Annotated in this window: 11 protein-coding genes; 5 read left to right on the top strand and 6 right to left on the bottom strand. The window is 36.5% G+C overall.

Annotated elements, in window-relative coordinates; translation table 11 throughout:
• The coding region (gene tssD, locus BZG01_RS20835; RefSeq protein WP_143470968.1) for a type VI secretion system tube protein TssD at nucleotides 1–196 on the bottom strand (196 nt) is incomplete at its 3' end.
• Nucleotides 197–685: 489 nt separating this feature from the next.
• Complete coding sequence (gene mltG, locus BZG01_RS20830) at nucleotides 686–1,756, bottom strand: endolytic transglycosylase MltG (protein ID WP_101311775.1); 1,071 nt, start codon at nucleotides 1,754–1,756, stop codon at nucleotides 686–688.
• 195 nt (nucleotides 1,757–1,951) lie between these two features.
• On the opposite strand from mltG, the gene BZG01_RS20825 reads away from it, so the two are divergent.
• Nucleotides 1,952–3,106: a M14 family metallopeptidase gene (locus tag BZG01_RS20825; protein ID WP_218973188.1), complete on the top strand. Its 1,155-nt coding sequence runs from the start codon at nucleotides 1,952–1,954 to the stop codon at nucleotides 3,104–3,106.
• Nucleotides 3,107–3,708: 602 nt separating this feature from the next.
• The gene (locus BZG01_RS20820) at nucleotides 3,709–4,752 is read left to right on the top strand and encodes a transglutaminase domain-containing protein (protein ID WP_101311774.1); all 1,044 of its coding nucleotides are present in this window, start codon (nucleotides 3,709–3,711) and stop codon (nucleotides 4,750–4,752) included.
• 84 nt (nucleotides 4,753–4,836) lie between these two features.
• On the opposite strand, the gene BZG01_RS20815 is transcribed toward BZG01_RS20820, so the two are convergent.
• The 4 genes from BZG01_RS20815 to BZG01_RS20800 form a co-directional block, all read right to left on the bottom strand.
• Complete coding sequence (locus BZG01_RS20815; RefSeq protein WP_101311773.1) at nucleotides 4,837–5,883, bottom strand: nucleoid-associated protein; 1,047 nt, start codon at nucleotides 5,881–5,883, stop codon at nucleotides 4,837–4,839.
• Nucleotides 5,884–6,181: 298 nt separating this feature from the next.
• Nucleotides 6,182–7,759 carry a PepSY domain-containing protein gene (locus BZG01_RS20810; protein ID WP_281256461.1) on the bottom strand — a complete coding sequence of 526 codons (1,578 nt, stop codon included), beginning with the start codon at nucleotides 7,757–7,759 and terminating at the stop codon, nucleotides 6,182–6,184.
• Nucleotides 7,760–7,912: 153 nt separating this feature from the next.
• On the bottom strand, nucleotides 7,913–9,559 hold the full coding sequence (hcp, locus tag BZG01_RS20805) for a hydroxylamine reductase (RefSeq protein ID WP_101311776.1): 1,647 nt from the start codon (nucleotides 9,557–9,559) through the stop codon (nucleotides 7,913–7,915).
• 257 nt (nucleotides 9,560–9,816) lie between these two features.
• Nucleotides 9,817–10,182: a hypothetical protein gene (locus BZG01_RS20800; protein WP_101311771.1), complete on the bottom strand. Its 366-nt coding sequence runs from the start codon at nucleotides 10,180–10,182 to the stop codon at nucleotides 9,817–9,819.
• 309 nt (nucleotides 10,183–10,491) lie between these two features.
• On the opposite strand from BZG01_RS20800, the gene BZG01_RS20795 reads away from it, so the two are divergent.
• The 3 genes from BZG01_RS20795 to uvrB all read left to right on the top strand — a co-directional run bounded on the left by BZG01_RS20795 (nucleotide 10,492) and on the right by uvrB (nucleotide 14,290).
• Nucleotides 10,492–11,076, top strand: coding sequence for an HAD family hydrolase (locus tag BZG01_RS20795; RefSeq protein ID WP_101311770.1), 585 nt, complete (start codon nucleotides 10,492–10,494; stop codon nucleotides 11,074–11,076).
• Nucleotides 11,077–11,094: 18 nt separating this feature from the next.
• Complete coding sequence (locus BZG01_RS20790) at nucleotides 11,095–12,111, top strand: endonuclease/exonuclease/phosphatase family protein (RefSeq protein WP_101311769.1); 1,017 nt, start codon at nucleotides 11,095–11,097, stop codon at nucleotides 12,109–12,111.
• Nucleotides 12,112–12,274: 163 nt separating this feature from the next.
• Complete coding sequence (uvrB, locus tag BZG01_RS20785) at nucleotides 12,275–14,290, top strand: excinuclease ABC subunit UvrB (RefSeq protein WP_101311768.1); 2,016 nt, start codon at nucleotides 12,275–12,277, stop codon at nucleotides 14,288–14,290.
• Nucleotides 14,291–14,508: the final 218 nt, after the last annotated feature.

The following is a 14,508-nucleotide window of genomic DNA, read 5'->3' as shown; positions in this document are numbered from 1 at the left end:
ACTTCATATCCAAATTGCTGGCTCCCCAAGCATACAGATGTGTATTTTTGGGACTTTCTACCTCTATATTGAATAATCCACCTAAGGGTTGTGTGGAGGCGGTGCCATTGGTATTGATTTTTTGGTCGAAACCAAAATCTAATCGTCGTATGTTGTAAACCATATCGTCTACATACATTTTTGCTATAATACTCATTTTATGTTTCGCTTAACTCAAAAGAATGACAACTTCTCCCGTAATACCTGAGCTGGAGAAGCTAACTCTTATATTAATTATCAGTAAGGGGTAGTAAAGATAATAAAATTAAATTATGTGCATTGAACATATAAGAATTATTATTGCTTTCTTAGTAAAAAAACGGCAACACTCAACCGCAACCATCTCGCAATTATAATTTTAGCGATTTTGTTTTTTCAAACACAACTTCAAGCAAACGAAGTCCCTGCTTTTTTTTTAGCGATACACCATCACAATACAATACAATACAATACAATACAATACAATACCCAAACACCACATAACTACTGTAAAACTAAGCGCCAAACGTTAGGGATTGAAGTGTTACCCCACAGCGAGCCCAGGCGAGTGAGGAGTTGAAACGGAAAGCCCGCCCGAAGGGAACGCCCAGAAAAGGGTAAAGGATAAAAAGGTGTAAGAGTGTAAAAGTGTAGAGATGTTGGGAATCTATTTCATGATGCCTCTTTGGTTGAGCGCTCTTTGATAGCGACTTGCATTTTGGTTGTGTTCGCGCAAGGATTTAGCAAATATGTGATATCCATTAAATTCAGGACTGGCACAAAAGTAGTAGTATTTGTGTTTTTCGTAGTTTAGAACGGCTTCGATACCGGAAATGGATGCCTGACGAATTGGTCCCGGAGGTAATCCGCGGTATTTATAGGTGTTGTATGGAGAATCGATTGTTTTGTGTTTGTTAAGAACCCTGCGTATGGTGAAATCGCCCAAAGCAAACTTTAAAGTTGGATCGGCATCCAATTTAATTTTACGGTTCAAGCGATTCATGTAAACACCTGCAACACGCTTCTTTTCATCTTTTTTAACGGTTTCCTCATCGACAATTGATGCCAGCGTGCTCACCTGAACAGGCGAAAGACCAATATTTTTAGCTTTTTGCAAGCGCTCAGCATTCCAAAACTTAACATACTCTGTATGCATTCTCTCAATAAAATTTTCTGCATCTAAATTCCAGTAAACCTGATAGGTGTTGGGAATAAACATTCCTATAATGGTATGAGGTGCAAATCCGTATTTCTGCAATTTAGATTCGTCTTTTAACAACGATAGGATGCTAATTGAATCGGCCTCGATTTGAGCTGCTATTTTGCCCGCAAAATCTTCTAAAGTGCGGGTATTATTAAAAGTAAGATTGAGTGGCGTTTGAATGCCTGAGCGCAATAAATTTATTAATTCATTATTGCTCATGCCATTTTTAATTTCGTAACGCCCCGGGTGAATGTGATTTGCAAAATTCTTCTTCTGCATTACCCACTGAAAGGAAGAGCTGTTTTTAAGACAGCCTTTTTCATTTAAAATCCGCAGAACATCTGCCTGATTTGAATTGGTGGGTATGTACAGTAAGCTGGTTTCTTCTTCGCCTAAATCAATATTCTTTGAAAAAATATCCTGATAATATTTAAAAAGTACTGATCCTGTTACAACTAATACAAGCATTACAGCAAGCACTAAAAACTTCCACTTTTTTGAACGGTTGTCTTTCAGACGAAACAAATTGATCATTAGTTTGAATTAAAAATAAATACAGGACTACTCTGCAAAAATAGAGAAATAATATTTCCTTGATAAACAGACTTCCAAAAATAGAAGAATTTGTGATCATTTAAACGTTTACTAATCGTGAATTAGTACTCCGGCATCGCAATTTAAGAATTCAACAGTTTCCTTGTCTGTAAAAATCAAAAAATCTACCTTTGAATGAATCACAAAAAAAACGATACACACATGAACATTTCATCGAATTTTGATGGCGGTAAAATTGAAGTTATTGATGCAGCCAATCCTCAAAACATACAGCTAAGTATCCCCAACGACACGAATTCTGATTTTTTTCAATGGTTCCATTTCAGATTGATGGGCGCAATGGAAGAATCTGTTAAAATGCGGATTACAAATGCCGGTAAAGCATCTTATCCGGAAGGATATGAAGGCTACCAAACTGTGGCATCCTACGATCGTGAGAATTGGTTTCGGGTTCCATCGAATTACGATGGCAAAGAGTTGATTATTGAGCATACGCCACTTTATAACTCGGTTTACTACGCTTACTTTGCTCCTTACACCTACGATCAGCATTTAAATTTAATTCATCAGGCACAAATGTCGCCGGAGTGTGAATTGGTTTCGATTGGAAAAACGGTGGAAGGAAAAGACATTGATATGCTAATTGTTGGTGAAGCCGACGAAGCGAAAAAAAGCATTTGGGTAATTGCCCGTCAACATCCCGGCGAGCCGATGGCCGAATGGTTTATGCAGGGTTTAATTGACCGCCTTTTGGATCAGGATGATCCGGTTTCGAGAAGTTTGCTGAACAAAGCTGTTTTTTATTTGGTACCTAATATGAATATTGATGGCAGTATTGCGGGCAATTTACGGGTAAACACAAAAGGATTTAACTACAACCGCGAATGGGCAGAACCTACGATTGAAAACAGTCCTGAAGTTTTCCATGTACGTAATTTAATGGACAAGTATGGTTGTGACATAAATCTGGATATCCACGGAGATGAAACTTTGCCTTATAATTTTATATCGGGCATTGAAGGCATCCCTTCTTTCGATGAAAGATTGAAAAAATTAACGGAAAAATTTATTGACTCATGGATTGCTTCATGTCCTGATTTTCAGGATACTCACGGCTATCCGAAGAACGAACCTGGAACAGGAAATTTAGCAATTTGCTCGAAACACATTGGAGAAAGATATAAATGTTTATCTTTGACAATTGAAATGCCATTCAAGGACAATAATGATTTACCAGACCCTGAATTTGGTTGGTCTCCCGAAAGGAGTATTTTATTGGGAGAATCTGTTCTTCAGCCAATCTATCAAGTGGTGAATCACCTAAGATAATTAAAAGCATATACTACTAAGTATATTACTCGAAAGGCCCATGCTCAAGCTTCCGTGAGTGTGGGTCTTTTTTGTGGGGTAATTTTTAAAGTGTTATTCCCAAACCTTAACAGGGAAAAGCAGTTTCCCAATGCCCCAAAGTGAATTCCCGATGCTAAAAAGCGACTCTTTGTCAGAGAAAGTAAATTCCGGATACCCCAAAGTGAATTCCCGAGACCGAAAAGTGACTCTTTGTCAGAGAAAGTAAATTCCAGATGCCTAAAAGTAGAATCCCAGCACTTTAAAGTGAATTCCAAATGCCTGAAAGTGGAAAATCGGGGGATTGTCTGGTAGTGTCTCTATTTTTGTGTATTTATCTTTGTTTAATTTTACTGTGCCCACATCTCGGGAAAGTAAAATAAGGGCGACCGACATTCTAATGATTAATTTGTATTCGTTTCTTTTTTATTGCTATTTCGACAAAGCTATTGAAGTTCCAGCTCCATTTTTTGTATTGATTCTTCCTTCATCAATACAGAACAAAAAATGTTCATTCTTCCTTCAAAACAATTCCATAATGTGTTCAAATAAAAAAATGCATTTACTCCCTAAGCAATCAAATAATGGCATCGAAATTGCGTTTGCCATTCTATCTGATTACTTTAAAACAAAAAATAAACGGACATATGGCGATTCCTTTTAGATATCAGTTCCTACTTGTACTATTTTTCACCTTGCTTCATTTTGAAAGTTTCTCTCAAACCAAAGTCGATGAAATCATTTCGAAATACCCGGCGAATTTTAGCTCTTATGAAGAATTAGCTGATAAAATAAAAACTGATTTCAATACGGATGAAGATAGAACCCGAGCTGCCTTTGCATGGATTGCCATGAATGTTGAATACAAAACAAAAGGAGTAAACAAGATTCAGAAAATCCGCTTTTCGTATACTTCAGACGAAGATTTGCAGACACAAAAAGATCAGTTCAGAAGAGAGCTTGCGCAGAAAACAATGAAGAGCCACAAAGCTTTATGCGAAGGCTATGCAACTCTTTATCAGGAAATATGCAGCTTGCTAAACATTGAATGTGTAATAATACCGGGCGTGGCAAAACGATTTGTTTCGGAGATAGGAAACAACAAACTGCCTTCGAACCATGCATGGAATGCTGTAAAAATTAATGGGGAATGGAAGCTTGCAGATATTACCTGGGCAGCAGGTTCTGTTGACTACGCCAAAATGGAATTCCTGAAAGAATATACTCCTGCTTATTTCGATAGCAATCCAAAGGAATTTGCCATGAAACATTACCCTGACAATCAGGAATGGTTGCTGCTAAATAAAGAATTTACCCGGGAAGAATTTGCACTTCAGCCTGCCATTTTTAATGAATTCATTGGCAAAGGCTACCAAATAATCAGTCCGGAAAATGGATTAATATCAATCCGAAAAGGAAATGAGATTGCCTTTTCAATTGCAAATGTTCCAAGTAGCATTCCGATTGCCTATCACTTTAAGAGTGAAAAATTTGGCCAACTCGTAAAACCTATTCTAAAAAAGAACATCGTTAACTTCTCAGTACCAACAAACAAGAAAGGTAATGATGAGTTGATCATTTATTTCGAAAACCAGCCGGTTCTGGGGTACAAAATTACCGTAAAGTAGTTGGGTGACACTGTCAGGTATAAAATACTCTGACGAGGTCTGCTTTAAACTTGATCCTTTCCCCTTTTTACTTGGTCACCTGACTCAATTCTCGTCTCTGAAAAACAGTTTGTAGTAACTTAAATCACGGGCGGCATCATATCCTTTTTCAATGAATTTTCGCTGTCCGTGAATGTAAACATGAAAGTTTTTATCCAATTTTAAAATGTGTTTAAAGTGCTTTTGCTCTCCTTTTACAGCATCGTTATTAATTGTGAATTCTGGTGTAACTGTTGTTCCCTGTTCATTTTGATAATAGGTTTTGTACTCATCAAATGCAGTGGCCACCTCAGGTTGTTCAATCACTTCCTTTTTAAATAATTCCTCGTTGAACAGCTTTTTATCTTTAAAAAAATTGATTGACTTGTTCATTAAATCAATCTGATCTGCTTTGGCAACCTCATTCTCGTCGTTGTACACATCACCAATAAAACCTTTACACATATCCAAATAATTTTGGGTATGATAGAAATTATCTTCGCGAAGTTTCAAATTTAAAAAGTCCTCTTTCCAGTACAAAGCCTCTTTGTTCGAATTGGTTTTATCAACAATACAAACTTTGAATCCTTTTTCCTTTTCGGAGTTGAAAATCAGGCAGCCTTTGTCCAATTTCTTGATATTGATTCCGTTTTCACATCCCAACTCAAAATTATCCTGCTTTTGGTACACCTTTAAAAAAGTGTCTTTATTTTCTGATTTAAAAATACCCAACGCATCGCAAACTTCTCCATCAACCACGCAATTCGAAAAGCCCACCAAATAAAATTCGCCACCCTTTATATTCGGATGATTCGATTTTTCGTACAGATGAACTGCAATATTGGTTGACTGATCGTAAAAGGAAACATTCTCCTCAAAATACTCCGAGGCATAACAATACACCTCATTCATATTTAAATCGGTATCATGCTGGAAATTATAGAATTCCTCCTTATTAAAGGCTGTTAAAAAATACTTTAGCAGGATATCCTTAACATCATCATCTTCCAATTGAATTTCCGATTTAGAAAGTTTCAAATCTTCATCGTGATGCTTATTTCCTACATTATGAACCACAATACGGTCCAGATTTATATCTTCAAAGTTGAACATGCTTTTCCTTTTTTTAATCCGGCGATAAAGATACAGACTTTCAGTAAATAATTTTTTCCTTTTAACTTATCATTTACAATTCAATAGATCGTTAGATTTTAGATGTGAGATATTAGACTGATTTACACTACGCTTATTTTCAAATCTTTACATTGAATCAAGCATAATGCAAACAATCTTAACAATCAGATACTTACAAAAAAAAAAAACGAACTGTTAATTTCAAGCATTCCTAAAAAAAAGAGGATGAACCGTGATGATTCAGCCTCTTTTTAAACTATCCTATCCTGAAATAAAACTATTTCTTTCTTTTCTTTTGTTTCCAATACAGAACAAATCCCATTATCAAAATCCATAAAATACTAATCCCGGAAAGAGGAATAAAAAGGATGTAAAACTTTCCGAAAATGTACCGGTAAATTCTTCCGGTATGAATTTCCAAACACAAATTCCAAAGCGACATGGGTGATTGCTGAATATTCTCAGGCATTGAGGTAAAACCGGATTGATCACTTAAATTTCCTGAGCCCAAATTGTAATCAAACAAAATTTCTTTTCCCTCTGAATCTTTCAAATATCCAGCAATTGGGTGGGCAGAAATTGGCGGCCCCATCGTTTTTACAGGAACATATGGTCTTTTAGTAATATAATCGAAAACTAATCCTTTTTCAGGAATCCAATAAAATAATCCACTAAACGATCCAACCAGATAACTCCCATCATTCACCTTTTCGAACACATTCACTCCCATTACTGAAATGGGAGGCTGTACTGCAAAAACTTTCGGAGCAGAAGTAAAATCATCATCAGAATAATATATACTCTCATTGGTTGCCAATAGAATTCGGTCCAATTCTTTATCGTACATGATCCTGCGCAACTGATCGTACCAAGGATTCGGGTTGTTCAAATGCGTAAGTGGAATTTTAGAAACCCGATTGGAGACTATCGCAATCAACAATGGCGGACGCAAAAACATCCCCGTTAGAGTAGTCAGGACAAGAAAAATTATTAACCAATATCCAAAGTGATTGTGCCATTTCAAATTAAATTTTAGAAATTTAATCTTCCTCTTAGCATCTTTTCCTTTCTGCTTCAACTTCTTTACCCATTTGGGATAGATAAAATACACCAAGCCACTTACACACAGAAGAATGAACACCAAGCCTATAAAATCAACAAACAACTGCCCAATTATTCCAAAAGCCTCACCACTATGAATTTCCCACAATGTTTTAAACAAACTGATCTTATTGTCGTAATTCTGATCTGGAAGCAAATTTACGATCTCAAAACCAATCTCTGTTTTTTTCAACAAGTGAGAACGTGTCAAAACAAATAGTTGATTCTTAATTTCAACCAAATCAACAACTCTCTCCTCAGAAACAGGCAAGTCAATGTTTTCCCAATTTTCACTTTGGCAGTTATAACAGAAAAGCCCAAACAATGTTCCGGCATAAAGCGTTCCCCAACTGGTTTTAATCACTTTTTCAATTTTCCTGTTGTCGACGCCAGTTGTAAAGCCGGAATTAAAGTCCTGAAATGTTTTGAAATTATCGATAGTTTTCCAGATTCCGATATTACCATAAATTAATGCTGTATCTCCTTGAATTGTTACAGCCGATTTCACTGCAGCCTTATTCCAATTTGAATACTGATACTCACTGCCCAAATATTTTCGATCTACATCAGCAGACGAAAATACTCCCCGGTGATTCATCACAATTCCAGAAATTGCGAATAATAAAATAAAGAAAGTCAATGCCAAAGAAGGCCATTTATGGTACTTCTTTAAGAATTTCATTGTTTTAGCTTTATCCATAACAACATATAACATTACACAAATTGTTCCTAAAATAGCAACAAAATAAAACAAAAAACTGCCTAATGCAGAGTTTAAATCATCTACATTAGGCAGCTAATCACCCTAACAAACTATAATATAACAAACTCCAAAAAACGTTCCATTCACAAATCTCCTCTGTCTTTCTTCACCCACGAAACGCTTTTTTAAACCTCAATTTTATTCTTAATTTAAAAACATTTTCATGTCTTCGTCAACAGTACCAATTCCTGCAATTCCGAAAGTATCAATTAACACTTTAGCAACATTTGGAGAAAGGAAAGCCGGCAATGTTGGTCCAAGGTGAATGTTCTTAACACCTAAAGATAAAAGCGCTAACAATACAATAACTGCCTTCTGCTCATACCATGCAATGTTGTAAGCAATTGGTAATTCATTGATATCATTTAGTTCAAACACTTCTTTCAGCTTTAATGCAATAACTGCTAACGAATATGAATCATTACACTGACCTGCATCCAATACTCTTGGAATTCCTCCGATATCACCCAACTCTAATTTGTTGTAACGGTATTTAGCACAACCTGCAGTTAAGATTACAGTATCTTTTGGCAAAGCAGCAGCAAATTCGGTATAGTAATCACGACCTTTCATACGACCGTCGCAACCTGCCATAACAAAGAACTTACGAATAGCTCCTGATTTTACAGCATCAACAACTTTATCTGCCAATTGCATCACCTGGTTGTGAGCAAATCCACCTACGATAGTTCCGTTTTCAATTTCAATAGGAGCAGCACAAGTTTTAGCCAACTCAACTATTTCAGAGAAATCTTTCTTGCCATTTTCATCAGCAGTAATGTGCTTAAATCCTGGGAAACCAGAAGCTCCTGTTGTGTATACTTTATCCTGATAAGTAGATTTAGCAGTAGGAGGAACAATACAGTTGGTGGTGAACAAGATCGGTCCGTTAAATGTTTCGAACTCTTCATTCTGCTTCCACCATGCATTTCCGTAGTTACCTACAAAGTGCTCATATTTTTTAAATGCCGGATAGTAATTGGCAGGCAACATTTCAGAGTGAGTGTAAACATCAACACCAGTTCCTTCAGTTTGCTTCAACAATTCTTCCATATCCTTCAAATCATGACCGGAAATAAGGATACCTGGCTTGTCGCTTACACCAATATTCACTTTAGTAATTTCAGGATTGCCATAAGCAGTTGTGTTTGCTTCATCAAGAGTGGCCATAGCAGTTACACCATTAGCACCACACTCCATAACCAAAGCAACCAATTGATCAGCGGTCAGTGTATCATCAGTAGTCGCCTGCAAAGCTTTCTGCATAAAAGCATACATTTCCACTTTTTCAAGACCTAAATTGTAAGCATGCTCAACGTAAGCAGCAAAACCTTTCAAACCATACAATAACAATTCTCTTAATGAACGAACGTCTTCGTTTTCAGTAGACAATACTCCAATAACACGTGCTTTTGCATCAAAATCATTCTCTTTATCAGCAAACCATGTTGCGGAATGATGAAGGTTTTCAAAAGTAACACCTGCTGCTTCTGCCTGATTTTTAATTTCTTCACGTAGCTTAAGACCTTCGCGAACAGCCGCTACAAATTTTACTTTATCAAAATTGGCATTAGTAATAGTCATAAACAAACCCGTCATAATGAAGTTGTTCACTTTATCATTCTCAACACCAGCTTCACGGGCTTTGGTACTGAAAACTGAGATTCCTTTCATCACATACATCAGTAAATCCTGAATGTTTGCAACCTCATCGGTTTTTCCACAAACACCTTTAATTGTACATCCGGTTCCTTTTGCTGCCTCTTGGCACTGATAACAAAACATAGCCATAATAATATTTTTTAATGTTATAAATTTGATTATTCCAGTAATAAAATTGAGAAAGAGCAAACGAAATAATTTTTGAAAAAAATCTGATTTCCTCTTTCGATACCACAAAGATGCGACAGGATGATAGCAAAAAGTGTAACGGATGTTACAAACATGTAAATAATTCGGATTTTTTCATCTCTTTATCCCCATTGCTGAATTTGGACAAAAAAAATCCCAACCTAAATCGATTGGGATCCTATATTTAAAATTTATTTTTACATCAAATCTTTGCAATTCCGTTTTAGTTCTTCCTTCAGTTCACACTTACACTCAATGTAACTTGCCAACTGTTTATCGGACAGAACATCTTTCATTTCGACTTCTTTGCGTTTCAAACTATCGCGAACTGCCTGCATACAAGGAAATCCATCCTTCTCCATAGTCAGCTTTTCAATTTCTTTTTCATACTTCAAATTTAAAACCTCAATCTGCGTAATCTGTTCCGCAGACAAATCCAACTTCTTCTCCATCCAGGATGTAATTAGATTTGCTCTTTTTTCAGCCAAAGAATTGTTTTTGGCACTCACAGAAACACTCATCATCACAAATAGTAGAATCAAACTTCCAGCTACAATCTTCATATACTGCTTTTTAATTTTCACTTCAATCAAACAGTTATAATAACGGCTGATTAAATAAAAAGTTGTTAAAACATTGGAAATTTAAATATTTTTAACGAAATATCCAAGCAAGACACAATTTAACAAGCTGTTATTCAGATCATAAAACGGCATCCGAAGAATCTGCAATTAAAGAAAATTCAGTGCAATTAATTAAAAATTATTTAATAATTTAGGCATCCCTTTCTAATCATTTTAATGTAATCTTACACAGGTAAAAATAGGATTGCAACAATAAACTTACGAATAGAAAGACAAAAAACGAAGACCATGAAAAAAATAGATATATTCCCAAGTACTAAAGCATTTATTTTTGATTTAGATGGAACCTTGGCTGACACAATGCCTTTACATTATGAAGCCTGGGTAAAAACAGCCAAAATCATGAACTTGGAATTTAGTGTTGATTTTTTAAAAAGTTGTGCCGGAATGCCTTCTTCTAAAATTATCGATTTACTAAACGAGAAAAACAACCGGACTATTGATCCACAAAAATTCTCTGATATGAAAGAAGAATTTTTCGCGAAGGAGATGCACAAAATCAAAGAAATTACTGCCGTTACCGATTTGGTATACAAATATCATGGTAAAATACCAATGGCAGTAGGAACTGGTGGAAAACGCAACATTGCCTCTGAAACCATGCAGCTTTTAGGTTTAGATAAGTACATTTCTATTCTGGTAAGTGCTGATGATGTAGAAAATCACAAGCCGGAACCGGATACATTTTTAAAATGTGCTGAACTAATGGGAATTTCTCCTGAAAATTGCCAAGTGTTTGAAGATGCAAGCTTAGGCTTTCGGGCCGCTGAAGCTGCAGGCATGAGAGTAACCGATGTCACTCCTTTTTATTAGAATCAATAAAACTATTTCATGTTAAAAAAATTACTGTTTGTTCTTATGGTGGCTCTCATCGCCTTTTCCTGTTCTAAGGAAAAAAAGGAGTATACGATTGCATTTTATAATGTCGAAAATTTATTTGACACTCTTAACGATCCAAACACTCGGGATGACGATTTTACGCCTGAAGGAAAATTAGAATACACTGCCGCACGATATCAGAAAAAATTGGTAAATCTTTCCAGTGTATTATCTTCTATCGATAAAAATAATTTCCCTGCTATTATCGGACTTTGTGAAGTAGAAAACCGATCTGTACTGGAAGCATTAATAAGTCAGGAAAAATTAAAATCTGCTGATTATGGCATCGCCCACACCGAAAGTCCGGATGGAAGAGGAATTGATTGTGCACTTCTGTATCAAAAAAACAAATTCAAATACCTAAGTCATGACATAATTGGAATTCATTTTCCAGATGAACCAAACTACAAAACACGCGATATTCTTCATGTTGAGGGTATTTTAGGTTCTAATGATACCTTACACCTATTTGTTAATCATTGGCCATCAAGAATAGGAGGAACAGAAAAATCGGAGAAAAATCGTGTATTTGTAGCTGAGCAATTAAAAATTGCCGTTGATAAATTGCAGGAAAAAAATCCCAATGCGAAAATCATTATCATGGGAGATTTTAATGATGAACCGAACAACAAATCTGCTGAAGAGATTTTAGCCGCTACCAACAATAAGGACACATCAAATCCAGAAGCTCTTTACAATCTAATGTACGATTTAAAAATAAACGGAAAAGGCACTTACAACTACAAGGGTGATTGGAACATGCTCGACAATCTAATTGTTTCCAACAGCCTTATCAGCAATACAAAAGGACTGCATACAAATCATCAGGCAGGAAAAATCTATAATGCTGACTGGATTTGCCACAAAACACCAAAAGGTATATTGGTTCCCAACCGCACTTACGCCGGTCCTAAATACTTTGGTGGTTACAGCGATCACTTCCCCGTTTACTTTCAGTTAAACAATTAAAAAAACAATCAAATAAAATAAAACAGCTGATTACCAACAACGTAATCGGCTGTTTTTCTTTCTGAAATGATCTGATAAGCTAGATTTTCCATTTAAAATTATCAAGGTTCATATTGTTTCTATATTTTAGCAATTCAGACATCGAACCAATCAAAAGTGCTGCATGAAATTTAAAATTGAATCAAAATTTAAACCAACAGGAGATCAGCCAAATGCCATTGAAGAATTATGCAAAGGCTTAAACGATGGCGCTCCTCATCAAACTCTGCTTGGGGTTACCGGTTCAGGTAAAACATTTACCATCGCCAATGTAATTGAGCAGGTACAGCGCCCAACCCTGGTTTTAAGTCACAACAAAACTCTTGCCGCTCAGTTGTATGGTGAATTCAAAACGTTCTTTCCGAACAATGCTGTTGAGTATTTCGTTTCCTATTACGATTATTATCAGCCGGAAGCATATCTGCCGGTAACAGGCACCTATATAGAGAAAGACTTATCCATTAATGATGAAATTGAAAAGCTGCGTTTAAGCGCTTCCTCTGCCCTTCTGTCCGGAAGAAAGGATGTAATTGTAGTTTCATCTGTTTCCTGCATTTATGGTATTGGAAACCCAGAAGATTTTCATGCTAATGTTACCGAAATTAAAAAAGGACAATTAATTTCCCGCACCAAACTTCTTCACTCCTTTGTCGATGCTTTGTACTCAAGAAATGAAATAGAGTTTGACCGTGGAAATTTTCGGGTAAAAGGAGATACAATTGATATCTATCCGGCTTACGCTGATTTTGCTTATCGCATTATATTCTGGGATGATGAAATTGAAGAAATTTACTCTTTTGACCCAATTAACGGAGCTAAATTAGATCACTATGACAGAATAACGATTTATCCTGCAAATATATTTGTTACCAGTAAAGACAGGGTCCAAAAAGCCATTCATCAAATTCAGGATGATATGGTAGCTCAGGTTGCCTTTTTAAAAGATATAGGAAAACATCTGGAAGCAAAACGTTTGGAAGAAAAAGTCAATTTCGATTTAGAAATGATCCGGGAATTGGGACACTGTTCAGGAATTGAGAATTACTCGCGGTATTTTGATGGAAGAGCTGCGGGAACCCGCCCATTCTGCCTTATGGATTATTTCCCTGATGATTTTTTGGTGGTAATTGATGAGAGTCATGTTACCATTCCGCAGATTCGTGCCATGTATGGTGGTGATCACTCCCGAAAAATAAATTTGGTTGAATATGGCTTCCGCTTGCCTTCGGCGCTGGATAACCGCCCATTAAAATTCGAAGAATTCGAACAGATTGCCAAACAAACAATCCACGTAAGTGCGACACCTGCCGACTATGAATTGGAAAAATGCGAAGGCGTTGTTGTGGAGCAGGTGATCAGACCAACCGGATTACTTGATCCGCAAATAGAAGTTCGCCCAAGCCTTAATCAAATAGACAATTTAATTGCCGAAATCGACAAACGCACACAAATTAGTGAACGTGTTTTGGTTACCACACTCACCAAGCGAATGGCAGAAGAGTTATCGGAATATTTCACCAATTTAAATATTCGCTGCCGGTACATTCATTCCGATGTTACTACATTAGATCGGGTGAAAATAATGGAAGATCTAAGAAATGGTGTTTTTGATGTTTTAATTGGTGTAAACTTATTGCGTGAAGGATTGGATCTTCCGGAAGTGTCTCTCGTTGCAATTTTAGATGCTGACAAAGAAGGATTTTTGAGATCCACCAGATCTTTAACGCAAACCTCGGGAAGAGCTGCCCGTAATGTGAATGGCAAAGTGATCATGTATGCCGATAAAATTACCCGGTCAATGCAGGAAACCATCGATGCAACAGATCATAGAAGAGAAAAACAATTGGATTACAATACCAAAAACGGCATTACTCCAACACAAATTACCCGTTCGAAAGCAAGCACGATGAATCATGGCAAAGACAATGAACCTGTTGCTTATTCCGGTCCGGATTCAATTGAAATCGCAGCGGATCCTGTTGTTCAATACATGAGTAAAAGCAGTTTGGAAAAAACCATTGAACAAACCAAAAAAGCAATGCAAAAAGCAGCTAAGGAAATGGACTTTTTACAAGCAGCCCAATATCGCGATGAAATGTATAAGCTTGAAGCGCAGTTAAAAGAAAAGAAAATCGAGTAGGTAGGGGGATTACTCCCCCGCCCTCTCACACCACCGTACGTACTCTCGTATACGGCGGTTTCAAATTAATTTTGTAACAGTGCGTATTTAATCGACATATTAAACAAACCTAAATCCTCGAACCATTTAAGATTCATTGCTTGATGAACTTGTGGACATCCCGATTTACGCCACCATCCTTTGCCTGAAAGGGCTAAAATCCAACTTTGCCAATTGGG

The organism is Labilibaculum manganireducens (genome assembly GCF_002843385.1).
GTDB lineage: Bacteria > Bacteroidota > Bacteroidia > Bacteroidales > Marinifilaceae > Labilibaculum > Labilibaculum manganireducens.
Note: the sequence above shows the minus strand (reverse complement) of the source record. Positions and strands in the feature narration are given on the sequence as shown.

What these genes read in the sequence shown, in the direction of transcription:
- hcp (WP_101311776.1), bottom strand. Translation starts at nt 9,559, where the DNA reads ATGGCTATGTTTTGTTATCAGTGCCAAGAGGCAGCAAAAGGAACCGGA.
- uvrB (WP_101311768.1), top strand. Translation starts at nt 12,275, where the DNA reads ATGAAATTTAAAATTGAATCAAAATTTAAACCAACAGGAGATCAGCCA.
- BZG01_RS20795 (WP_101311770.1), top strand. Translation starts at nt 10,492, where the DNA reads ATGAAAAAAATAGATATATTCCCAAGTACTAAAGCATTTATTTTTGAT.
- mltG (WP_101311775.1), bottom strand. Translation starts at nt 1,756, where the DNA reads ATGATCAATTTGTTTCGTCTGAAAGACAACCGTTCAAAAAAGTGGAAG.
- BZG01_RS20800 (WP_101311771.1), bottom strand. Translation starts at nt 10,182, where the DNA reads ATGAAGATTGTAGCTGGAAGTTTGATTCTACTATTTGTGATGATGAGT.
- BZG01_RS20790 (WP_101311769.1), top strand. Translation starts at nt 11,095, where the DNA reads ATGTTAAAAAAATTACTGTTTGTTCTTATGGTGGCTCTCATCGCCTTT.
- BZG01_RS20825 (WP_218973188.1), top strand. Translation starts at nt 1,952, where the DNA reads ATGAATCACAAAAAAAACGATACACACATGAACATTTCATCGAATTTT.
- BZG01_RS20815 (WP_101311773.1), bottom strand. Translation starts at nt 5,883, where the DNA reads ATGTTCAACTTTGAAGATATAAATCTGGACCGTATTGTGGTTCATAAT.
- BZG01_RS20820 (WP_101311774.1), top strand. Translation starts at nt 3,709, where the DNA reads ATGGCATCGAAATTGCGTTTGCCATTCTATCTGATTACTTTAAAACAA.